This window comes from Rubripirellula reticaptiva, from assembly GCF_007860175.1.
Lineage (GTDB): Bacteria > Planctomycetota > Planctomycetia > Pirellulales > Pirellulaceae > Rubripirellula > Rubripirellula reticaptiva.
The window spans coordinates 230,480-252,920 of record NZ_SJPX01000003.1 but is presented as its reverse complement, the minus strand read 5'-3'; the positions used below and the strand labels follow the sequence as shown (position 1 = coordinate 252,920).

Below are 22,441 nucleotides of genomic sequence, written 5' to 3'. Positions count from 1 at the left end.
ATTTCGGCTTGAGGTTTTCGTAGCGGCGATCACAGATGCGAAACATCGACTTGGTCGCAACCAGTCGATGAGTGCAGTTCTCAGGGCGTTCGGTGGAATCAGTTTTTTGATTCGTTGGTAGCGTCTTTTGCGGTGGCCCACCGGAAACCTTGGGCGACCATCTGTTGCCATTGGTCCGTCGAGATCGTTTCGTTGTGATGTCCCAGCGTCGTTCCGAAGACTCGCACTCCCTTGTACGTATTGGTCCAAACGACGGGTTCGTTGTTGCCGGTTTCATCGCTGTGTGCGGTGGCCAGCACATCGGTATTCGGCCAAACGTTTTCGATAATGTACAGCTCGCCATTGGGGGTCGCCCACGAATCGCCAAGTCCCGTGGTGATCGGATTCCGCTTTCCTGCATCAGTTGGGACGACGGTCAGGCTGCGCTTCACTTTTTCATGACGGCGACTGGTTACACCAAGTAGCGATCGCCAAGAATCGGCTGTCGGTGCGGCACGGTACGAGTGCATCGAGCAGTGGATTACCAAGGCCGGCACTTTGTGTTGCACATGCGCATCGACAATGCTCTGCACAAACAGTCCGTCTTCGACCGCACCATAGCATTCATTGTGAACGACGACGTCATAAGACTTGATCCAATCGGGTTGATTGTAAATGTCAGCTTTGGTTTCTCGCTTGTCGTCGTAGTCGACGATGGTCCAATCGATAGGTCCCAACTGTTTCGTTAGTCCCTCGCTGATCAGTTGTTTTTGGTTTTCGTAGTCGTGACAGCATCCGCCAGTCACCATCAACGCACGCAACAGACGGCCAGCGGTTTGGTTTGCTGGTTCATCGCCGCGGCTAATGCGTCCATGGACCATTGTCAGAATCAGGGCGAGCAAAAGCAGTCTTGGTGAGCCAGTCATGGAGCGTTCCGAAGGTGTGGTGGGATTTGTTGTAAATTGAAAAAGCGAAATCGTCAAAACGGGAGATTCGTGTAGATTTTACCATCCATTGGCGGCGGATTCTGAGGGCGTGTGGCGATTTCGGCATGGAAGCTGCGTTGCTTATTGGCTGTCTTTCGTATCTGCCATGTTGACTGAGTTCGCCATGTTTATCCGATTATTTGCCCTCTTTGTGATCGTTCCGCTGGTCGAACTGTACCTGCTGTTGCGATTATCAGAAGCGACCTCATGGGGGACGACGCTGGCGATCGTCATCGTGACCGGATTCATTGGGTCCGTGTTGGCCCGCCGCGAAGGCGTCATGGCTTGGCGTCGGTTCGGCGCTGCGATGGCCGAGGGCCGGATGCCAAGCAAGGAAATCCAAGACGGACTGATGATCGTGTTCGCTGCCGCGCTTTTGTTGACGCCGGGACTGATCACCGACTTTGTCGGGTTTTCGCTGTTGGTCCCGATGGGACGAAATTTCTTTCGTCGGCTGGTGCTGGCTCGCTACGGCGGTTCGTTCCACGTCCAAGTCAACGGCCAAACAGTCCAGGGATCCGCAACGCATGCTCAGCATCGCGGTCCGGTAGTGCCAGGCGATGGAGGACCAGATCACGCGGCGTCAGAAACGCCGCTGAATCGTCAGCCACGGGTCGATACGATTGATGCAGCCGCGGTAAAGCATCGGACTTAACTTTGCTGCGTACCTGCGAGTTTGTCGCCGCTAGGGGGCGTCTGCCACAAACGACTAGGCGACTAGGCGACTTCGATGATGGCTTTGATCACGCCGGTCTCGGGCTTGGTGAAGGATTCAAAATCGTTAAGCACTCCTTCAAAGCTTGTGCGATGTGTGATCCATGGATCCGTGTTGATGGTTCCGTCCTCGATCAAGCCAATGATCCGTGTGAAGTCGGCTGGCATCGCGTTCCGAGACGCTTTGATCGTCGCCTCGGGGCGATGCATTACTGGATGGCGGAATGTTAATTCGTCCGTCGTGATCCCCACGTAAACCAGCGTTCCGGTTGGCGCCAAGTACTGAAACGCACCCGACATCGAATGCTTGTTGCCGGTAGCGTCTGTGATGACCTGATACATGTCACCGCCAGTGATCTCCTTCATTCGATCAAGCTCGCTGTCGTCGCCTTTGAACAGAACGGTGTTCTTGATGCCGTAGTTCTGCTCGACAAACTTCAGCCGATCAGGGTTCATGTCCATCACGCTAATGGTTGCGTCAGTCAGTCGAGCGAACTCAAGTGTCGACAAACCGATAGGGCCCATCCCGATGATCAGCGCGTGATCGCCGCCCGCGGGAGCACCACGGTCATTTGCATGGCAACCGATCGCGAGCGTTTCGACCAACGCCAACTGGTCGTAGTTAAGTTTGGTTGATGGATGCAGTTTGTCTGCGCGGACCAAGAATGACTCACAGAGGCCGCCGTCGCACATCACGCCGATCACCTTTAAGTTTTGGCAGCAGTTGATCGCACCACGACGGCAGGGATAGCACGTTCCACAGTTCATGTATGGTTCAATGCTGCAGGCATCTCCTGACTTGACGTTTTCTACGCCTTCGCCAACCGAGACGACTTCGACGCCGAGTTCGTGGCCCGGAATCCGCGGGAAGTCAAAAAACGGAAACTTGCCCAAATAGCAACTGACGTCGGTGCCGCACACGCCCATGCGGTGAGTCTTTACCAAGGCCATTCCCGGGCCCGGCGCCGATGGCGTGTCGATTTCAATGGCTTTAAGTGTCTTGACGTCAGAGATCTGAATAGCACGCATCGAGGAACCCGATTTGGAAGGTGAGAAAGGTTGTTCGTTTGTTAAATCTTAAGGTTCGGCTGATTACGAAAGGCCGTAAGCACGAACCGCATTGCCTGCGAAGATTGCTGCTCGTTGGTCGGTGGAAAGCTCGCTGGCCAGCGTTTGCACGGTCTCGAGCCATCGCTTGTGGTCGGTCTTCAACAGGCACACTGGCCAGTCGCTGCCAAACATCAAGCGGTCAGCACCGAAGGCTTCCAGGGCAACATCCCAGTACGGGCGGATGGTTTCAATCGACCACTCCGCGGCTCGGATTTCGGTGACGACGCCCGAGAACTTACAGGTCACGTGATCGCGTTTGGCAAGGTCACGTAGATGCGTTGCCCAGGTTTCGTCAAACTCGTCCGGATTGATTGTTGGCTTGGCGATATGATCGAGCACCAGCGACAGGTTCGGGTGACGGTCCGCAAACTCGATCGTTGCTGGCAATTGCTTGGCGAAGATTAGCACGTCATAGACGAGACCGCGTGCCGCCAGTTTGCTTACGCCTCGGTTAAAGTCATCGCCCATGATGAATCGGACGTCTGGTTCGCCCTGGACTACGTGCCGGATGCCCTTGAGTAACGGATTGCCTTCGAAACGGTCGAGGGCCTCGTCGACATCCGGTGCAGCTAGGGGAACCCATCCAACGACACCGTGGATGAGAGACTGGCCGGACGCGATGTGCAGCAGGTCTTCAGTTTCTTCGATTGTCTGACGTGCCTGGACGGTCACGAATCCATCGACTCCGCTGGCTGCGGCGACCTGTTCCAGTTCTGCCGATAGAAAGTCTTTTTGGATCACCGACATCGAGCCATCGATCCAGCCGTATTCTTTGGTCGTGTATTTCCAAAGATGGTGGTGTGCGTCAATCAACATGAACAAAACTTCGCAAGCAAATGGTAGGAAACAGAATCGTGCATCAGAGCCATAAAAAGCCGTTGCAATCAAGCGATCAATAATCGTGCGATATTGATGTAAATTACGATTCCCATAATGTCAACAATCCCGGCCACGAACGGGTTGCTCATCATCGCCGGGTCCAGGCCCAGTCGTTTGAAAGCGATCGGTAGTGTTGCGCCGCACAAGCATCCGCAGACGATCACTAGCAACAACGTCGAAGGAATGACACAGGCATCGCGAATCGATGGCGCAATGAACAACGCAACGCTGAAACCGATCATCGCTAGAAAACTGCCAAGACCTAGCGACACGATGATCTCGCGCCGAAGCACGACGGGCCAATCGCGAAAACGAACTTCACCGCTGGTCATCGCGGTGATTACCAGGGTCGCCGATTGGCTTCCCGAATTACCGCCTGCACTGATGATCAACGGAATGAACCAGACCAACCAAGCATACTTTTCGAGGTCGGCTTCGTAGTGCCGAAGCGCGAATGCTGTTAGCAGAGCTGCGAAAAACAAAATCGTTAGCCACAGGCCGCGTTTCCAACACAGCGTCCATAGCCCGACTCGCAAAAAGTTGTCTTCCAGCGGTTCGACCGCCGCGATTCGCTGAGCGTCTTCGGCCAGTTCTTCTCGGACGACGTCGATCACGTCATCGTGCGTGATGATGCCCAGCAATTGACGGCCAGTGTCCACGACGGGGATCGCTAGCAAGTTATAACGTTCGACTTTTTCAGCAACCGTTTCTTGGTCATCGCTCACCAGTACGGCGACCACGTCCGATTCCATGATCTCGCCAAGCGTTAAGCCTGGATGTTTTAGCGACGATACCAATTGCCGAGTCGACACGATCCCGCATAGCAAATTGTTGGTATCAACAACGTACAAGTAGTAGATCGTTTCCAGTTCGCTCGATTGTCGTCCCAGTTGGTCAAGCGCATCTTTGACGGTCATATGCTCTTCGAGCATCGCCACTTCGCTGGTCATCAGCGCGCCGGCGGTACCGTCTTGATAGGATTGCAGTCGCTGGATGTCGCGACGAACACCAATCGGCAACAGCGGCAAGACAAGTGCGACTCGATCGCTCGTCAGGTCTTGGATCAAGTCGACTCGGTCGTCGGCCGGCATCTGCTCGATCAGCTCTGCGGCCTCACGCGGTTCGTGAGTCTCCAGCATGGCGACTTGTCGCTCGTGCTCGAAGTAGCCGAAGATTTCTGCACGTCGATTCGCAGGTGCGAACTGTAAGACCTGCCAAACTTCTTCGTTGGCGAGTCCTTCCATGAACTCGGCTGTCCGTCCAGCATTCAGAGTTTGGCAAAACTCTTCCAGTTCCGCACGATTCGACGAAGCCAACATCTCTCGAAGTTCGGGCAGAAAGAGAGTGTTGAACATGCGCGAACCTTTGATGCAGACGGTGGACTAGTTGCTGACTCGTTCGACGTATTCGCCCGTGCGAGTGTCAACTTTAATGACGTTACCTTCCTTGATGAAGCCAGGCACCTGGAATTCAGCGCCCGTTTCAACCTTCGCAGGCTTGGTGACGTTGGTGGCTGTGTCTCCCTTCGTGCCCGGCTGAGTTTCGGTGACGGTAAGGTCAATTTGGGTAGGTGGCTCGACAATGATTGCGTTGCCGTTGTAGAGCGTCATCGAGCAGACCATACCGTCAAGCAGGTACTTCCAAATTTCACCCGCAACATCAGGCGTCACTTCGTACTGTTCGAACGTCGTTTGGTTCATGAAGACATAGTCGACACCTTGACGGTACAGGAACGATACGGCGGTGGTTTCGACGTCGGCTGATTCCAGAGAGTCACCACCCTTGTAGGTGCGATCAAGGCTGGTGCCGCGAACCAGATTCTTCAGGCGGCACTTGTACATGGCGTTGCCTTTTCCTGGTTTGACGAACGTCATTTCCGTCATCAAGTAGGGCTCGCCGTCGATTTGGACCTTGAGACCTTTTTTGAAGTCACTTGTGTTATAAGTAGCCATTGTTTTTGCTGGCTCCGTTCAAGAGGGAGTCGAAGAGTGGGTAATGTGCGGGGATTTTTGTTGAGTCGAATCACTCAAGACGACCGTTTGGCAGCCAATTCGCCGGGCGATGGTCTTCCAACCAGTCCGGGTAATCGTGTCTCGGCGATCCCTTCGGTCGAAATTCTAGCGACATCCCCCGGTCTTGTCCCGATGGGTTGCAACTCGGCCAAGGATGATCTCGCCGACGTCGTGTCGTGGCAAGTGGCAATGAAACGCGCAATTCGGTCGTCGGCGCAACTTCGTGAGGCCCTTGATCTGCCCGCTGCGAATTCCCCGGACGGAGAGTCGGATTTTCCGACCTTTGTACCACTCGAATTTCTCCGCCGAATGCGCCATCGCGATCCCAATGACCCCCTGCTAATGCAAGTCATGCCGATCTCGGCGGAAGATGACCTTGATCGGCCTGGGTTTTCATCCGATCCGGTTGGCGACATGCAGGCGCTTGTTGCGGGCGGGTTGCTGCACAAGTACGGTGGACGGGCGCTGGTCGTAACGACGGGGGCTTGCGGAGTCCATTGTCGTTACTGCTTTCGGCGTCAGTTTCCCTATTCCGATGCCGGCTCGCAAAATGACAACTATCGTCCGGCAATCGAGTATTTGAAAAAGTCCATTAGTGTTGACGAAGTCATCCTAAGTGGTGGTGATCCGCTTACGCTTACTGATGCGAAACTGGATGCCTTGATATCGAAAATCGAGTCGATCCCGCACGTCCAACGGATTCGCTTTCACTCTCGCATGCCTGTTGTCATTCCCCAGCGAGTCACCGACGCTTTGGTTGATCGGCTGCGGCAAAGTCGTTTGACGGCTTGGTTTGTCATCCACGCCAATCACGCTGCGGAGATCGATTACGCCGTGGTCGCGGCGACTAACAAGTTGATTGACGCGGGCATTCCGGTCTTGAATCAAGCCGTGCTGTTGCGAGGTGTAAATGACAATGTTGAAACACTTGCTCAGCTTTGCACCCGCTTGGTTGATCACCGAATCAGCCCATATTACTTGCACCAACTTGATCGTGTTCAAGGTGCGGCCCATTTCGAAGTATCTGAATCGACTGGACGCGACCTGATCGATCAGTTGACGAAACGTTTGCCGGGTTATGCCGTTCCGACCTATGTTGTCGAACAAGCCGGCGAGGCGTCGAAGACTCGGTTATCTTAGGCAGCATTCGTTTTGAACATTGCTGACGAATATCCCGACCAAAGCCAGCGGAACGCTGATGTACGTTTTCGAGAATCCTGTTCTGCAACGCGAACTGTTGGTCAATTTGCGAACCAACCGTGCGTTTCTATTGCTGGCGGTTTACCAGTTGCTGTTGGCCGGAGTTGTTCTGATCGCTTGGCCGACCGATCAACGCCTTGATTTGACGACCAACCCACCGAGTGCCAAGAAGCTGGTCAACATTTTCTTTTTGGGTCAATACGTGATCGCGTCGCTGATGGCGCCAAGCTTTGCTGCGGGCACGATCACGGGCGAAAAAGAACGGCGCACGTACGAAATGTTATTAGCCAGCCCGCTGCGTCCGGGGGCGATTGTGTTCGGCAAGATGGTGGCTTCGCTAACTCACCTGGGCATGCTGATTCTGGCGTCGTTGCCGATCATCGTGCTGTGTTTGCCGCTGGGCGGCGTTAGCGTCTACGAAGTGTTGGCGGCGTATTTGGGATTGATCGTCTCCGTCATTCTGTTCGGCGCGATCGGTGTTTTTTGTAGCAGCTATTTTTCGCGGACCAGCAGTTCGCTGGTAGTCAGTTATTTGTTGATCTTGCCGCTGGTGATGGGAGCGGTCCTGTTTTGGTGGTCGCTCGAAGGCAATGGCGAATTGCGTTTGAAGTTGGCAGTCTTGGTCGTTCCGGCATTTGTGCTGTCGGCGGTGATTTTGATGTGTGCGTCTGCTGCCGGTCGGATGCTGTACCCGCCGGATGTGGGCAGCGAAGGCAAAGATGTGATCGACTTGGAAAAGGAATCCGAACAAGCGGTCGGTCTGGTGATCCAGCCGGACCAGTTTCCGGACCGGTTGTTTGCGCCGCCAAAGAAACAAGAGTTGATGGCGGACGGAACCAACCCTGTCTACGACAAAGAAATGCACAGCGAGATCTTCAGTCAAGGGACGCTGATGTTAAGGCTGGTGATTCAAATCAGCATGCTTTTGGCGATCCCGTTGATGGGCGTGTTTCTGTTTTGGATGATGGATCGATGCGCTTGGTTTTCGGTCTACGTGATCGTGTTCAATATGTTGGTCGGTCCCGTTTTTCTGGCCGGCAGCATGACAAGCGAACGAGAACGCGAGACGCTTGACCTGTTGCTAACGACATCGCTGACGCCATGGCAAATTCTGTGGGGTAAGTTTGTCGTCGGTTTCCGGATCTCGGCCGTTCTGACGGGCTTCTTGCTGTGGCCGTTACTACTGGGCACGGCGCTGAACACTAGTTTTTGGTCCAACTGGGCGGCCGTGATCGCCATGTTCGCGATTGTCTTGGCGGTTTGTTTGGTCAATGCGGTGGTGGCGTTAACGAGTTCGTTGTTCGCCAAGAAAACATCCATCGCGTTGCTCAGCACTTACGTCATCTTGCTACTGCTGTATGTCGCGCCGCCAACGATCACAACTCTGATGGAGATCCTGGACTTTGCACCGGAACAGATCATGTCGGCTCAGTGGATGGGCGTGACGAGTCCGTTTTCCGCACTGTTTTCGATTCCGCTCGACGAAAATCTAAAACGTAATCCAGACGGTGATCCCGCCAATCTTGGCAACTTAAAGGTTGTGTTGGGCTACTTTGCCTTCAGCATTGTGTTGATCGCTGCCGCGACTGCTGCAATGGTGGCACGTTTGCGAGCCCGCCGCGGACTGTCCGAATAGAACGCGGTCAACCTAGCTTTGCCGTTTTATTGCGCCGTTTAACCGCGCAGGCCGGCTAGTTCACCGTTGCTGTCGCCGAAGCTCTCTTGCGGGATTCCATGTTGCCGTAGCATCGACAGGTACAGATTGCAAAGCGGAACCATTCCGTCGGCAGCCAAGTGGCGACCGGTTTTCAATGAACCGCCACCACGACCAGCCAACACGATTGGCAAGTTGTCGGGGTCGTGTCGGTTGCCGTCGGAAAAGCTCGACCCGAACATGATCATGCTGTTGTCTAGTAAGGTGCCCTCGCCCTCTTTGATCGCTTTCATCTTTTCCAGCATCCGTGCAAACTTCTCGACGTGCCAGCGATTGATCTTCTGGTACTGAGCGATCTTGCTGTCGTTGTTTTCGTGATGAGACAGTTCATGGTGTCCGCCTTTCACGCCATCGATGAATGAGAAGTTGCGGGACGAAACGTCGTTAGCAAACATAAAGGACGCGACACGAGTCGAGTCGGTTTGGAACGCCAACACCATCAAATCCAGCATTACGTCGATGTGTTCTGGAAACTCGGTCGGCATTCCTGGATCAATTCCAGCGACACGTTTCTCTTCGGGCGATGGTTCCCAGGAACGCGCTGCATTGCGACTAGAAAATTCGATTCTTCGTTCAACCGCGCGAACGGCATCCAAGTACTCGTCCATCTTGAATTGGTCATCGCGTCCCAGTTTCCCGCGAATGCGTTTGGCATCGTCCAGCACATAGTCCAGCAAGTTCGTGTGCGATTCAGCCTCGCGGTTGTCGGTGTCCGATTTCTTGCCGAACAGACGCTGATAGACGGTGTGCGGATTGATCTCTTTTGCGATTGGCCGGGTCGCGGTTTGCCATGAAATGTGCGACCCGTAAAGCCGCGTGAATCCAACATTGCTGTCGATGCCGCTGATGACTGGTTCGGTTCCCAGTTCCAGGGATGGAATCGGCGTTTGGTTACCAATATGTTTGGCAATCAATTGATCAACCGAAACACCGCCGCTGCTGATGTCCTTGCCGGTGGTTTTCACGACAGGCATTCCGGTCAAAAAGTTGGCCGTCTTTGCATAGTGGCCATCGCCGTTATGGCTGTTCAGTTTGTCGAGTCCCGAAAGCACTAAAATGTCATCTCGCACTTTCGCAAGCGGTTCAAGTGAAGGAGAAAGCTTGAAGTCGCTGCCGGTCGTCTGTGGAACCCAGTCTTTTTCCCAAACGCCATTGGGAAAGTACAAGAATGCGGTGCGAAGCGGTGCCGAAGTTTCATCGGCAGACTTTTCTTTTGCGTGAAGAGATCCCATCAACGGCATCCCTAACATCACACTGCTGCCTTGCAAGAAATGTCGTCGTGACAAGATGGGACGTCGTTGGCCTGGTTGCATCGGATTCATATTGGCACTCGCGATTGGGTTCACGGCTGAACGTCAGATTCGGCTGCTGATTCAGCGGCTTTGAAAAAACGATGTTGAAACGGATAGCTAGTTACGATTGTCTCAAGCACATAGGACGCCCGGTGGTCGTTGGCGGCCAATGCCTTTCGGCAATCCTGAATGACGCAGTCGTCGAAGCTCGAAAGTGCTCGCCCAAGGGCAAATCCAACTATCTTTTTGACAAAATGAGTCTCAAAGTCCGATGACCTTGTCATCAGGATTTGTTTCAACTGTTCCGGACCGTCGAATGATTCGCCGCTTGGAAGTTTTCCTGTTGCATTGATGTCCGCCTCACCATCCTTGTCCCGCCATCGACCTAGTCCGTCGAAGTTTTCTAGGCCGAAGCCTAGTGGATCCATTCGGTCGTGGCATGATGCACAGACAGGGCTCTGGCGATGCAGTTCCAGTCGCTCGCGTAGTGTCATCGGTCGTTCGGCGACGACAGCGTCGAGTGCGGGAACACCCGGTGGTGGTGGCGGAACACGGTCACCAAGCACTTCTTCCAACATCCATCGTCCTCGCAGAACCGGACTGGTCCGCCGCGGATACGACGACGACATCAGCACCGCGCCCAACGTGATCACGCCGCCTCGACGTCGATCGTTTGTCTTGACTCGCTGCCACGACGAGTCGTCGGGCAAGTTGACGCCGTAGTGTGAAGCAAGACGCCCGTTGATTTCAATCGAGTCGCTGTCGATGACTTCTAAAAGCGAACGATCTTCACTGAACAGCCTCCAAACCATTCGGATGGCTTCTTCGCGTAGATCACCAGCAAGTTGTTCGTTGAACTCTGGATAGACTTCATCGTCGGGACGGACGGCGGTCATGAAATTTGCCAATCCGAGCCACTGCAGGCCAAAGTTCTCGCCGATCGCACGAGCTTTCGGATCGGCCAGCATGCGACGCGTTTGTGCGATCACCTGTTCGTCGGTGTCAAGTTCGCCTGCGTCGGCGGCGTCTAGCAACTCGTCATCCGGAATGGACGACCAAATAAGCAGCGCCATTCGGGTCGCCAATTGATGGGGGGTAAGACGCTGGACCCCACCTTTGGCAGTCTCGGTTTCAACGACAAACAAAAAGTTCGGGGAGATCAGTACTGCCTTCAAAGATTGACCAACGGCCGTGTCAAATTCTGCGTCTCTCGACTTTGCGTGATCGTAGAGAGCAAGCAAGCGTTCAAGTTCTTCGGAGCCGATCGGTCGGCGCCAGGCACGTCTGGCAAACGTCGACACGATCGTACTTGCTGCGTTACGATCCAACGTGCTGTTTTTGTCAGTCGGGGCGAACAGTCGTTCACGCGCGGCGAGTTGATCGGGTGAGCGACCTTCACTGGCATTCTGGGCTGGTGCCAACAAGATCGAGTCGATCATTTGTGAAGCGAGCGACAAGTACTGCTCAATATGGATCGTTGACGTGAACAATGAATCCCCCGCCGTGTCGAAGCCTTCGCCGCCGGATCCATCCGAAGGAATCGACGATGGATCACGGATTGCGATGCCAATCAGGTCACGCATCGCATTGACGTATTCCGTCCGAGTCAAACGCCGACTCATCACATAACCGCGGTACCACGCTTTCGTTTCGTCGGTTGCAATTTGGTTGCACAAATCTTGTCCCGGTTTCGCGTCCAGCCAGCGATGCAAAATCGATTTTTGATGGTCGTTGAGTCCAGGGCTTCCACTGGGTGGCATTTCGTTTAGACGAAGTCGTTTGCCAACCGAATCCCAAACATCCGACTTTTTGGCAAGCCTCGTGGATTTGGCGAAGCGGTCGAGGTCAAATCCACCGTCCGCCTCGTCCCCACGATGACATTCAGCACAACGTTCTCGCAAAATCGGCAAAACGTCGCTTTGGTAGGTCGATTCCCAGGCTGCAATCGCTGCGTCTTTTTCATCAGCACACGCAGTGCCTGCGCCGACATTCATCGCAGCAGCGCAAAACGCAACGGGGATCATGCAAGAGGCCGCGAGGCGAAGAATCCACATCGGAGAACTGTGGGATTTTTAGGTGGGAAGGCTAGGTGGGAAGACCAAGTCTACTGGAACCGAAACACCAAGTCCATTGATTGATTTTGAAGAGGATTCCTGCAACGAATTTCAATTGATCGTCGCGCTGGTGGAATCGAAGTCCCATCGGGGGGCAATGGCGGGGTCCCGATCTTCGTTGCAGCCCAACAAACGAACCGCGCATGAAAAAACCCGCGAGAAGGCTCCCGCGGGTTTCTAAGTCTTGCGTTGATGTAGCAGGCTGATCAGTCAGGAACGGCAACGTTTTCTCGGGTATCGCGAGTACCAAGTGCACCCCAAAGTCCATAGGGGCTTTGGCCACCTGGTGGAGTCGTTGAGGTGTTCACTGGCCAAGCGGGTGAGTTCGCGTTTTTATCACCGGCTTCGATCGAATCGGTGATGAACTTCACTGCTCCGTCACCCATCAAGACGTGGGCACCACCTTGGTGGCGGCTACCGACGGTAAACATTCCATCGGATCCGTCACCCGAATAAGCACAACTGACTTTGTTGGGTGCCATGATTGTTGTGACACTTGTCATTACAGGACGACCATCGGTCCATCGCATTCCCTTGTTCTGGGACGAACCCCAATTGTTGGTATTCGTACCTTGCACGTGGAAGCTCGGGCGAAGCGGGTCGATCGTGCTTTCACAGTTCGATGGCGTGATGAAAAAGGATGCATCGTTGCCTCGATTGACTACCGTCGAATTGACTTCAAGGGTGCCGTTGTCTGTTAGGATTTCGCCACACGCAATGGTGTTGCTAAGCCCGTCCAGTATGTCCCGAAATGACGTTTGGTACCGCGTTTGGAAGAACCCTCGATTGTAGGATCCGCGACGTGGTGTACACCAACCCAATTCAAGTCCGTTTTGATCAATGCATGAGTGATTGTTACTAGCGATTCCGTCACCAATGCAAGCGGCGTAGTTGGTGAAGCCTTCAAAGTTCGCCGGTGGTTGATTGGGATCGCTTGGGCACCGGTAGGTACCGATTTGCGTAACCCACGGCGTGTAGTTTCGGTCCCACGGCACAGGGCCCATCGCTGGGAATACCGGGCTCTTCGCGGAGCCGTTGTGATTCACTGCGCGGGGATTAGCGATCATTTCCCAAATCGCTTGCTGTTCGATGAACGGCGTCAATCCGATCAGAAAACTCTGAAGGTTGCGATTACCTGGGTTTTCGTAAGTACCGCCGCTCTGTTTGGGAAGCTTCTTGAACGCCGAATGGTAGTTGTGCAGTCCAAGTCCAAGTTGCTTGAAGTTGTTACTGCAACTCATTCGTCGCGCCGCTTCACGAGCCGCTTGGACAGCGGGTAAGAGCAGGCCGACCAGCACGCCAATGATGGCGATGACGACCAGCAACTCGACTAGCGTAAAGCCAGTCCGAGCCTTTCTAAAGTTCTTCATTAAACACCTTCCAAATAAGACAAAAGCAAAAAATTCGATCCGCGCAAAAACACGGGCGAACAAAAACACGCTGTTATTTACAGACGCAAAACGACTACTCGCTTCGCATTTGAGCTTTATAGTCGGCTTCCATCGCGTCCATCGTTTCTTGCGAATGGACGACACTGTCATCAACGCCGGTTGACGTGGCGGTGGTGTCTGCTCCGACTCCACAACCGATGACGAATGGTAGAATTAGTACCGTTATGGCTGCGAGCTTGATGAAATTGAACATAAGATAAGAAATCCACGGGAATGTTGAGATAGAACGGCTGTGAAGTCACTCCGCCTTTGGTGCAGCCAACTTACACAGTTGGACAGTTGAATCCCCGCAAGCCAGAATGGCAATGAGGTTTTGCGCATATTGGGTGTGTTATTTTACGGTAGCGGACGATCTTTCGCCTTAAAGCATTCGGCAATTCGCGATCGAAGGACGTTATTCGATTCCCTCGACAACGATATGCGCGGTGTTGGTCGCAACATTCGTGACCGTCTGGCGGTGTCCGCTAGGCCAATCGATAGTGACTCGCTTAGCAACATCAGCATCACCGAGACCGAATGTCAGACACCGCTCATTGGAACATTGGTATCCATCACCGGCAAGCAACTGGCGTGTTCTCGACTGTTCACCGAATTCGATCGATACATGTGCACCGATGGCGTCTCGGTGTGAATGCCTCGCAACGAGATAGAACGTCACCGAGTTTCCCACCATCGTGTCAGTCGCCGAGCCTATCGATTCACTTGTGTTGATCAATAGGGCAACCGGATCAAACAAATGCGTCACTAGCAGATCGGTTTGTTGATCGCGATTCGCATCGACTCGAACGAGCGCCCGGCCCAGTCGTTTGGTGTCGAAGTAGGGCCCCAGTGTCGACGAGTTTACTTCGGTGAACCGGCCGTCATTTTGTCGGTGATAAAGCATCATTTGCATTCGATAGGCTTTGTCATTGTGCGTGAAATCGTCGACGTTGCCATTGGCGACCGCGAGTTCGAGCTGACCATCGTTGTCTGCATCGATCCACTGTGTGCCATATCCAAGCATCGAAAGCGTCGGCGTCACCATGTCCGCGGCCGTTGTGCGATCAGCCCAGATCCCAGGGCTGACTTGGTCGTAAAGCGTGTTGTAGTCGTCGGTGAAGTGACTGACATAAAAGTCGACGTCACCGTCGTTGTCGTAGTCATCTGCTGCGATGCCCATCGATGCTTGGGACAGCGATCTTGCGTTGAAGGCCAAGCCACGAATCGCTGCCTGTTCAATCATCCGAAATGGTGCCGAGCCTTCTGAGTCGGTCACTTCGGCTGGCGGTGTTTGTGCCGACCACAACTGATTGGCTGTCATGTCGTTGGCAATGTAAGCGTCCATCCCCGGTTGGTTGTCCAGTTCACCGACGACGATCCCCAGCCCACGTCCTGGGGACTGTTCGTCAAGCCAATCCTCGGTCGCATCAATAAACGTGCCGTCGCCGACGCCTCGCCAAACGCGATCTGGCTCTGCCGCAAAGACCAGCGGCCCACACGAACGATGTTCTTGGCCGCCATCAAGTAAGCACTTTTGGGTTAGCACTTCATCGCCTGCGATGTAATTGACTTCGTACAAATCGGCGATGGCATCGTTGTTGAAATCCGTCAAGGCGACGGATGTTGTCCACTGAGCCCCGCTTAAACCTGACTCGGTCGTGACGTCAGTGAAGGTTCCGTCGCCATTGTTCCTCAACAAGCGGTTGGTGCCAAAGTTTCCAACATACAAGTCGGCAAAACCATCGCTGTCGTAGTCACCTACCGAAACGCCTTGCGCGAAGCCTTGGTCACCGGTTCCGGAGTTTTTCGTCACGTCGGCGAATCGTCCGTCCAAATTTCGGTGCAAACGATTGGGGCTGGAATTCGATTGCTTCGGCACACCGTCGCTTGATGTCAAATAGAAATCGGGCCAGCCGTCGCGATCAAAGTCGATGACACCCGCACCGCCGGCACCGGATTGATAAATACACAAACCAGCTTCGGTTCCATCGCCTTTGTCGATTTTGCAAACATGATCAAGTCCCTGCATTGCAGCTTCGTCGACAAAGTGAAACTGCTTGCCGCTCGATTCTGCATCGCCGCTTGTCAGGCGGTCCGTTTCATCGGTCCACTCTGGCAATGGCAAGTTCGATACATCGATTGATCGTGTGACCATCAATTCACTTGACTGCCACGGCGTTTTTCCCGTCATCGTCGCCCGAATCTGTGCAAATACTTCGTTGGCGCTGTCGTCCGGATCTTGGGTCATGACTACTGCGATGCGAGCCCACGTGGCGGCTTCCCATGTTCGCCCGAGCTTTTGCATCGACTTGGCGATGCGAACGGAAGCCCGCTGGGAATGGTTGCGCCACGAAAACAGACCTTCCACATCGTCACGCATTGCGGTGACCAGTCCGGCCGCCGCGTTGACGCGCTGCGAATCATTGATACGTCCGAGTTCAGTTAGGCAAGCGGCAAGTTGAGTTAACGCTTCGCCGTCGTTTGGGTTCCGTTCGGCTGCGTGCCAAAATGCGTTCGCCGCCGCAGCCATGTCTCCTTGCTTTTTTGCCCACTGGCCAGCCGCCAACCAATAGCATGGCTCGGTTTCGATGCCGCTGGGCAGTTTCTTGGACCATGCTTGAATCCCCAGACGGTCGTCCAACTCGACGAGCGCGCGACCGTAGTACGCCCACGCCTCGATAAAGTCAGGATATTGCTCGCAGACCTCGTTGAGATCCGCGACGATGTCTGCCCACTTTCCTTCGTAGGCACGCGACCGAGCAAGCGAGTACTTCGGACGCGAATCAGCGGGGTAGTGTTTCAGCGCATATTCGCAGATCGCCTTGTCGGTTTGTGGCCGAGTCAGGTCCGTCAGCATGATCAGTTCGTTCACGCCCGCCATTTGGTGCTGGACCAAGTACTGCAGGTGTTCCGCGGCGCGATATTCTAGCCCAAGAGAACCTTGCAGTCCCGCAAGGTCCGCGCGTCGGGCTGCATCATCCGGAAATGTTTCGACAAGTGATTCGAGCACCTGCAGCGCTTCGAATGGACGGCCCAGCGTCACCCATTGCCGGCCGACCTTGTCGAGCAACTGTGCCGTTGGCTGGGGCGACATTTCAATCGCTCGCTGGTAGTACGCGATGGCTTGGTCGTGTGCTGACCGAGCGGACGCCGAATCGCCCGCACGCTCGAGAGCAACCGCGTCGAGGTCGTCGTTTAGATTTTGGGTGCGATGATCTTGGTCGATTTGGCCGCCGCTTGGCGTATCAGATAACTGGGATCCGGGTGCGGCTGGCCGACACCCCAAAAATGCACAAAACAACAACAGCCAAGCGGCGTGAGTTCGTGTTGTTTCTGTGGAACATCTCAAACACTGTTTCACGCCAGAAGACGCATTTCGCAAATCAAAAATGTTTCGGATCATTACGGTCTTTGGTCGATGGTCTAGCAGGTGGAGGCCCCCTACCCTAGCAAACCAGATCTAAAGCTGGGAAAACCACGGATCAGATCCTGACCAAATGTTTGCCAAACGCTGTGCCAAGATCCGGCAATGCTGGTGTCTAAGGCGTCGAGCCAAAACGGCAAAGCCGCGCGTGATCTCATTGACGATTGGTGCGAGGGTCGGTTTGTCTGCGTTGCTATTATTTTGTGAGTTTGTTGATCGCGTTGCCAAGATGCTGATACGCTGGGCGAATCGAACCCAAACGTACCTGTTCGTTCTGGCGGACGGACGCCACACTTCAAGAAATTCACAACGACATTGTTGCCTGTCCTCGCTGGAGCTTGCATTGCGTTCGGCGTGGGTTGCGGATTCTTCGCAAGTCTTGGGATGGAAAACGCCAACCGTCAAGACAGCTTTGCCGTCCCGATTCCTCCGTCGGAAAGGTGCCTCCTACGCACGGTGAACGGTAGCATCCACTGCGCCGAGGGCAAAATTGACGCGATCCAAATCGAAGCAACCTACGCGGCATGCGGTCATTGAAGCTCGCGACAACATCAATGAAATCATGATTGGCCACGTCGTCAATCAGGGAACTGCCGACATTCGTGCGGAAATCCCAAACGGAATTCCGGGAGTCGTGATCGTTGCGGTCACGATGCCGCCATCGCTTAGTTTAGATTTGCAAACAACCAATGGCGCTGTCGGCGTAGAAGACATTCGGGGCGACGTACTGGCTCAAACAGGGCGTTTGCACCGTAAATCATGCTGCAAACACGACTTTTGCTAAGCAGTCACCAACCCAGACAAATTTGAGACGTTTGTTTTTCACTCCACATTTGGCTGTCTTTTCATCCCTGAGGAGACGCAACGCCGTCCTAAAAAGCGTGCGGAAGTTCTCATCGGCGTGACCTTTTCCGTTGCGACTCTGAACTTGGCCGGATGTCAAATCGAGTTGCCAGTGAAGGCTGTTCTCGATTCCCTGGTGGTCGCGGACTGCTGAGTCGAATCTTGTCCCCAAGACGTACTGGCTAAGAATGTGGTAGCGAACTTCGACGCTATCGCCGCTTCGTGTCATTGATTGATATGCCGATCGCTTTGAGTCCTCGCCAACCAGACGCGTCAGGCAAGTCCCTGGAGGCTTTGCAGACGAATTCGTAATGGTGATCCTCGCGTCCGTGTGTCTTTTCCTGGTTTTGGAATCGACGTACTTCAATCTCTGCGAAATCATATTCCAAGTGCTTCAAGAAAAACGAATGCAGTCCTTCTTGCAGAGTGAGTTGATTGCCTTTGACGGCCAAGCAGTAGTGGGCCTTCTCGGCGACGATCCGATCGGCGATCTCGGTTCGATAGCCCATGGCGTCGATCGTGACCAGAGCACCAGCAACCTCAATCATTTCAAGCAATTTCGGGATGGCAGTGATTTCATTGCTCTTTGCATCGAACACCGTTTGACCGAGACCGATATGGTTCTCCGAGGCCCAAGCACTGACCATAGGAATGCCCGCCTTGCCGTTTTTTGTGATCATCGCTTCGACGCAACGTCTTGCCGTCGATCGCGATGACTTGGCCGTCGGTGATATCTTGCCGCTTGGTCGACCATGTGAGCAAGCTGCTTTCGAATTCTTTCGGCTTGATGTGCTTCAGGATCGAATGGAGTCGGTCGTGCGACGGAGCTCTCGAGCTCATATTTAGAAACCTCCCAAACAACCCTTCTTCGTGTCGCAATCGCCCTGGCCTCACTGCTGTGAACCCGCCGGCCCATGCTGCAATTTATCGCGAGCGAAAATTTTGGAACTACTAGAATTTGTTCTGTCTCTTACACTAGGCTGGTGTCACGAGGCCTCTCAGCTCACTGGCAATTATGATCCACTTTTCGATGACTTTGAACGGAGATTCCAGTTGCGGCCAAGCGGGGCAGGAGCAACCAGTGAGATGAACGCCATTGAAATTCGTCCGATTTTTGTTTTCGTGTTGGTTGCAATTTTGGCGGGCGGCGGCTGCGGCAACCAACACGACAATAATGGAAACGATCAGAGCCGCAATGTTTCTCTTGAAATGGAGCCTGCGGCCACGTCCGTCGATCCAGTTGTTGCTCTTCGGCGTTTGATGAATGATCATGCTGCTCAAGGTGAATACGAGAAGGCGGCTGATGTTGCTTTGGCTCTGGCCGAATCAGCAGTGGCAGACCCGGTATCGGAACTTCAGCTCGCCTTTAACTGGCACATGCACGCCGCTAACGTGGTTGAAGCAGAGCAGGACATGATGCGCGCGATCGCAATCGCACCCGATGACCCTCGCGGCCATCGCGGGATGGCGGAGTTGTTGAATGCCCAGGGACGCCGTTTCGAGGCGAGACGTCACACGTTGGAAATCGCCAAGTTAAACGTGATTACCCAGCGAGAACTCTTGAGCCTGATCGATACATCCGGTCCGTTCGAGTTGGTGTCGTTCCGGACCATACTTGATCCTACGACAACAAACGTCTTCGACTTGTGCAAGGCGCGCTACGAGTACGTGGGCGGCGAAAATTTGGCGCTGGCCATTGCGACGTTGGATCGCTTACATTTCGCTGGCCCCTTATCCCCAGCGATTGAAGCATTTAGGGGGCAGTTGCTTGCCGAAACTCGCGATTCTGATCGGTTTCAAATGTGGCTCGCTGAGGTGCCTGATGGCGCACCTGAGTACCCTGAATACTGGTCTGCGGTTGGTCTTTGGCTAGTTCATCTGGGGCGCGACCAAGAAGCAATTCATGCTTTTGGAGAAGTCTTGCTGCGTGACCCAACCGCTCGTTCGGCTTTGCGTTCAATTTTGTCTGCACTCACTCGAATTGGCGACAGCGAAAAGCTCAGTGTGGTTCAAGAGACTTTGGCGGCACTCGATCGAATATTTCGAATAGCATCGATGGCGAATTCTGATCATGCAGTGGAAATCGGAAATCAACTTCAAAAACTAGGACGCCCGTGGGAAGCGAACGGTTGGTATCGAATTGCTTTTGAACAGGGCAACTCACCTTACAGCCGGTTTCAGGAATTGCAGCAGCGACAAGAAAAGATTCGCATTTGGGAAACCAAGGCCGGGGCAGCAAATATCGGTCTCGCCAGGGTAAATACGATGTTGGGGTTTGACTTTCGTGATTATCCCAAACCGAACTTGAATTCACTTGCGATATCAAACGATGCTGTCGAACGTAATTCGTTTTTGCATCCATTGCTCTTTCATGACATCGCCCCCAAGGTTGGTTTAACGTCAAGTTTTGCTAGTGGGTATTCCGTCAACAGCGGCAACTTTCTGCTGCATCAAGCCAATGGCGGGGGGATCGCCGCTTTGGACTTTGATCTGGATGGACGTTGCGACTTGTACATGGCTCAGTCGGATGGCGACCCGAATAAACACAAAAGCTCAGTCGCCAACGAGCTCTACCGGCATCTACCCGAAGCTCGTTTTGATGAGGTTGGCGGCGCGTCTTTAACGGCGGATCAAGGATTTGGACAGGGGGTCTGCGCCGCCGATGTCAATCAAGACGGATTCCCAGATCTATTGGTCGCCAATATCGGCTCCAACGTTCTGTACATCAATCAAGGCGATGGGACATTTCGTGAGCGTTCGGATTTACTGATGGACCCTGCTGATGAAAAATGGACATCAAGTATTGCGGTGGCGGATCTGAGCGGTGATGGTCTGCCCGAAATCATCGAAGTCAATTACGTCGACGATCCTTTGATTTTTCAACGACCATGTCGTGGCAAGTCACTTGACTGTACGCCGCAGCGATTCAGAGCAGCGACTGACCGGATTCGTCGTAGTCTCGGTGATGGAAGGTTTCGTAGTTGGAGTGGTGCGGACCAAATCGATAAATTGCCCAACTACGGATTCGGTATCGTCGTCACCGACTTTGACGGTAAAGATGGCAATGATATTTTTGTTGCGAATGATGGGGACTTGAATCATTTCTGGAAGAGCGTGTCGGCCATTGCAGGAACGATCGATGATTTCGAATTGACTGAAGTCGCTGGATTGGTGGGGTGCAGCGTCGGCGCGAAAGGGCTTAGCCAGGGCTGCATGGGGACCACGACGGGCGACTTTGATCGCAATGGATTTTTGGATGTTGCGATCACTAACTTTTACAACGAACCGATGAACCTATTCTTGCAAGAACCATCCGGGCTGTTTATCGACCAGTCGTATAATTACGGGCTTGTGGATCCGTCTAAAGATGTTCTTGGATTTGGTATTCAAGCGGACGACTTCGACAATGACGGATGGTTGGACCTAGCAATCTTGAATGGGCACATCTATGACGCTCGATATGCCGATATTCCATTTCAAATGGCAGCGCAGTTGGTTCGCGGCGGATCTAGCGGTTTCCTAACGCAGGATCCGCTTATCGGAGGTCCCTATTGGCAACGTCGGCAGCTTGGTCGGACGCTTGCCAAATTCGATTGGAATCGTGACGGCCGAATCGACCTAGTAGCAAATCACTTGGATCAGCCGACTGCTATCCTGCAAAATGACACGATAGCGGAAAACTGGATGCAACTCGAACTCGTGGGGGTTCAGAGCGAGCGGGATGCGATTGGTGCGCGCGTTGTAATTCGGGTCGGCGAAGAAGAATGGACGCTTTGGCAAACAGCAGGCGACGGCTACATGTGCACGAACGAATCAATGCTTCACGTTGGGATAGGAAGTGCAATTGCCGTCGATCAAATCGAAATCACTTGGCCGTCCGGCAGTTTCCAGATCCATGAATCGCTGCTTGCTAATCATCGCTATTTATTTGTCGAAGGGCAAAAAATTCCAACGCCAAGGCGACTGCCTCACGATTAGTAACGGCCGAACTAGATCATCGTGTAGTGTTTGCTTTGCGCATGATTAAACGGGCAAGCTTGTCGGCCGAGACGCAGTTGTCGACGGTCACGATGTGGTGGGGGGCGAACCCGTCCGATGCAGCTGTGGGTGACTGATCCTGGATCGCTGGGACTGGATCGCTGGGACTGGATCGCTGAACTCAGTCTCTGGTCCGGACACTTGCGCCCTCGGTTGGCAGTACGGCATGAGCGTATCAGGTCAGTTGGGCGAGGGGGGCAAGCGGAGTGATTTTTTGGTCCGTGGGGTGATTGATCGGGGGAACGTGGTTCGTTTTCGATGGGGGCACCCCGTCGGTTGCCCGAGCCGTGACATTGGACGACAATGGGCGACTTCAATCAGAGTCAATTTTCTAGGGATTTTTTCGATGACCAACCCTGAACCCAATGAAGCACGGTCCCAAACGGCTTCGGACGGCGTGCCCGCTTTCCACGAGCAAGCAAATTCCGAGCAAGCTGGCACGCCCGAGCCCGCACCGCCAACGAAAGAAGAGTTGCAGTTGGCTTTGAAGGCCTTTCGTAAACGAATGAAGTTGATGCAGTTGGACGAAGAGTCGCGACTTGGTCACGGGCCGATGTCTTCGGGGCAACGTTCGGCGATCGCCGCGATCCGGCCACCAGACCAATTTCCGCGAGCCGTTTGGCGCGAACTGGCTAACACAGGCAAACTGCGCCACACCGGCAACGGATTGTATTCACTTGGGCAAGATTCACATTGAATCGAGTCG

The 22,441-nt window shown here is 53.9% G+C and carries 17 protein-coding genes; 6 read left to right on the top strand and 11 right to left on the bottom strand.

Going from position 1 to position 22,441, the window contains the following annotated elements; genetic code table 11:
* Positions 1-98 precede the first annotated feature (98 nt).
* Positions 99-905 carry a ThuA domain-containing protein gene (locus Poly59_RS13735; RefSeq protein WP_146534685.1) on the bottom strand — a complete coding sequence of 269 codons (807 nt, stop codon included), beginning with the start codon at positions 903-905 and terminating at the stop codon, positions 99-101.
* A gap of 184 nt (positions 906-1,089) precedes the next feature.
* Between Poly59_RS13735 and Poly59_RS13730 the strand changes: the two genes are divergently transcribed.
* Positions 1,090-1,620 carry an FxsA family protein gene (locus Poly59_RS13730; RefSeq protein ID WP_146534684.1) on the top strand — a complete coding sequence of 177 codons (531 nt, stop codon included), beginning with the start codon at positions 1,090-1,092 and terminating at the stop codon, positions 1,618-1,620.
* A gap of 62 nt (positions 1,621-1,682) precedes the next feature.
* Here Poly59_RS13730 and Poly59_RS13725 read toward each other — a convergent pair whose 3' ends face one another.
* The 4 genes from Poly59_RS13725 to efp form a co-directional block, all read right to left on the bottom strand.
* The gene (locus Poly59_RS13725) at positions 1,683-2,708 is read right to left on the bottom strand and encodes a zinc-binding alcohol dehydrogenase family protein (RefSeq protein WP_146534683.1); all 1,026 of its coding nucleotides are present in this window, start codon (positions 2,706-2,708) and stop codon (positions 1,683-1,685) included.
* A 63-nt stretch (positions 2,709-2,771) separates the two neighbouring features.
* Positions 2,772-3,605 carry an amidohydrolase family protein gene (locus tag Poly59_RS13720; protein ID WP_146534682.1) on the bottom strand — a complete coding sequence of 278 codons (834 nt, stop codon included), beginning with the start codon at positions 3,603-3,605 and terminating at the stop codon, positions 2,772-2,774.
* Between the two features lie 68 nt (positions 3,606-3,673).
* Positions 3,674-5,023, bottom strand: coding sequence for a magnesium transporter (gene mgtE / locus Poly59_RS13715; RefSeq protein WP_146534681.1), 1,350 nt, complete (start codon positions 5,021-5,023; stop codon positions 3,674-3,676).
* A gap of 27 nt (positions 5,024-5,050) precedes the next feature.
* The gene (gene efp / locus Poly59_RS13710; protein ID WP_146534680.1) at positions 5,051-5,620 is read right to left on the bottom strand and encodes an elongation factor P; all 570 of its coding nucleotides are present in this window, start codon (positions 5,618-5,620) and stop codon (positions 5,051-5,053) included.
* Between the two features lie 60 nt (positions 5,621-5,680).
* Between efp and epmB the strand changes: the two genes are divergently transcribed.
* Entirely contained in the window at positions 5,681-6,820 is a 1,140-nt protein-coding gene (gene epmB / locus Poly59_RS13705; RefSeq protein WP_246151637.1) for an EF-P beta-lysylation protein EpmB, read from the top strand.
* Between the two features lie 58 nt (positions 6,821-6,878).
* Entirely contained in the window at positions 6,879-8,516 is a 1,638-nt protein-coding gene (locus tag Poly59_RS13700; RefSeq protein ID WP_146535292.1) for an ABC transporter permease subunit, read from the top strand.
* 38 nt (positions 8,517-8,554) lie between these two features.
* Here the strand turns inward: Poly59_RS13700 and Poly59_RS13695 are convergent, their stop codons facing one another.
* From Poly59_RS13695 to Poly59_RS13675, 5 genes are all read right to left on the bottom strand, one after another.
* Positions 8,555-9,835: a DUF1552 domain-containing protein gene (locus Poly59_RS13695; RefSeq protein WP_390621486.1), complete on the bottom strand. Its 1,281-nt coding sequence runs from the start codon at positions 9,833-9,835 to the stop codon at positions 8,555-8,557.
* A gap of 101 nt (positions 9,836-9,936) precedes the next feature.
* On the bottom strand, positions 9,937-11,940 hold the full coding sequence (locus Poly59_RS13690; protein ID WP_146534679.1) for a DUF1592 domain-containing protein: 2,004 nt from the start codon (positions 11,938-11,940) through the stop codon (positions 9,937-9,939).
* Between the two features lie 266 nt (positions 11,941-12,206).
* A complete protein-coding gene (locus Poly59_RS13685) occupies positions 12,207-13,370 on the bottom strand; it encodes a DUF1559 domain-containing protein (protein ID WP_146534678.1) in 1,164 nt (387 codons plus the stop codon).
* A gap of 94 nt (positions 13,371-13,464) precedes the next feature.
* Complete coding sequence (locus Poly59_RS13680; RefSeq protein WP_146534677.1) at positions 13,465-13,644, bottom strand: hypothetical protein; 180 nt, start codon at positions 13,642-13,644, stop codon at positions 13,465-13,467.
* A gap of 201 nt (positions 13,645-13,845) precedes the next feature.
* On the bottom strand, positions 13,846-16,779 hold the full coding sequence (locus Poly59_RS13675) for an FG-GAP-like repeat-containing protein (protein ID WP_186776241.1): 2,934 nt from the start codon (positions 16,777-16,779) through the stop codon (positions 13,846-13,848).
* A gap of 565 nt (positions 16,780-17,344) precedes the next feature.
* Here Poly59_RS13675 and Poly59_RS13670 point away from each other — a divergent pair.
* Positions 17,345-17,638: a hypothetical protein gene (locus Poly59_RS13670; protein WP_146534675.1), complete on the top strand. Its 294-nt coding sequence runs from the start codon at positions 17,345-17,347 to the stop codon at positions 17,636-17,638.
* A 268-nt stretch (positions 17,639-17,906) separates the two neighbouring features.
* On the opposite strand, the gene Poly59_RS13665 is transcribed toward Poly59_RS13670, so the two are convergent.
* Positions 17,907-18,377 (bottom strand): ISAs1 family transposase, encoded by a 471-nt coding sequence (locus Poly59_RS13665; protein ID WP_146534674.1) that lies wholly within the window; start codon positions 18,375-18,377, stop codon positions 17,907-17,909.
* Between the two features lie 406 nt (positions 18,378-18,783).
* On the opposite strand from Poly59_RS13665, the gene Poly59_RS13660 reads away from it, so the two are divergent.
* The gene (locus Poly59_RS13660) at positions 18,784-21,675 is read left to right on the top strand and encodes an FG-GAP-like repeat-containing protein (protein ID WP_146534673.1); all 2,892 of its coding nucleotides are present in this window, start codon (positions 18,784-18,786) and stop codon (positions 21,673-21,675) included.
* A 406-nt stretch (positions 21,676-22,081) separates the two neighbouring features.
* On the top strand, positions 22,082-22,432 hold the full coding sequence (locus Poly59_RS13655; RefSeq protein WP_246151634.1) for a hypothetical protein: 351 nt from the start codon (positions 22,082-22,084) through the stop codon (positions 22,430-22,432).
* The last annotated feature ends 9 nt before the right edge of the window (positions 22,433-22,441 follow it).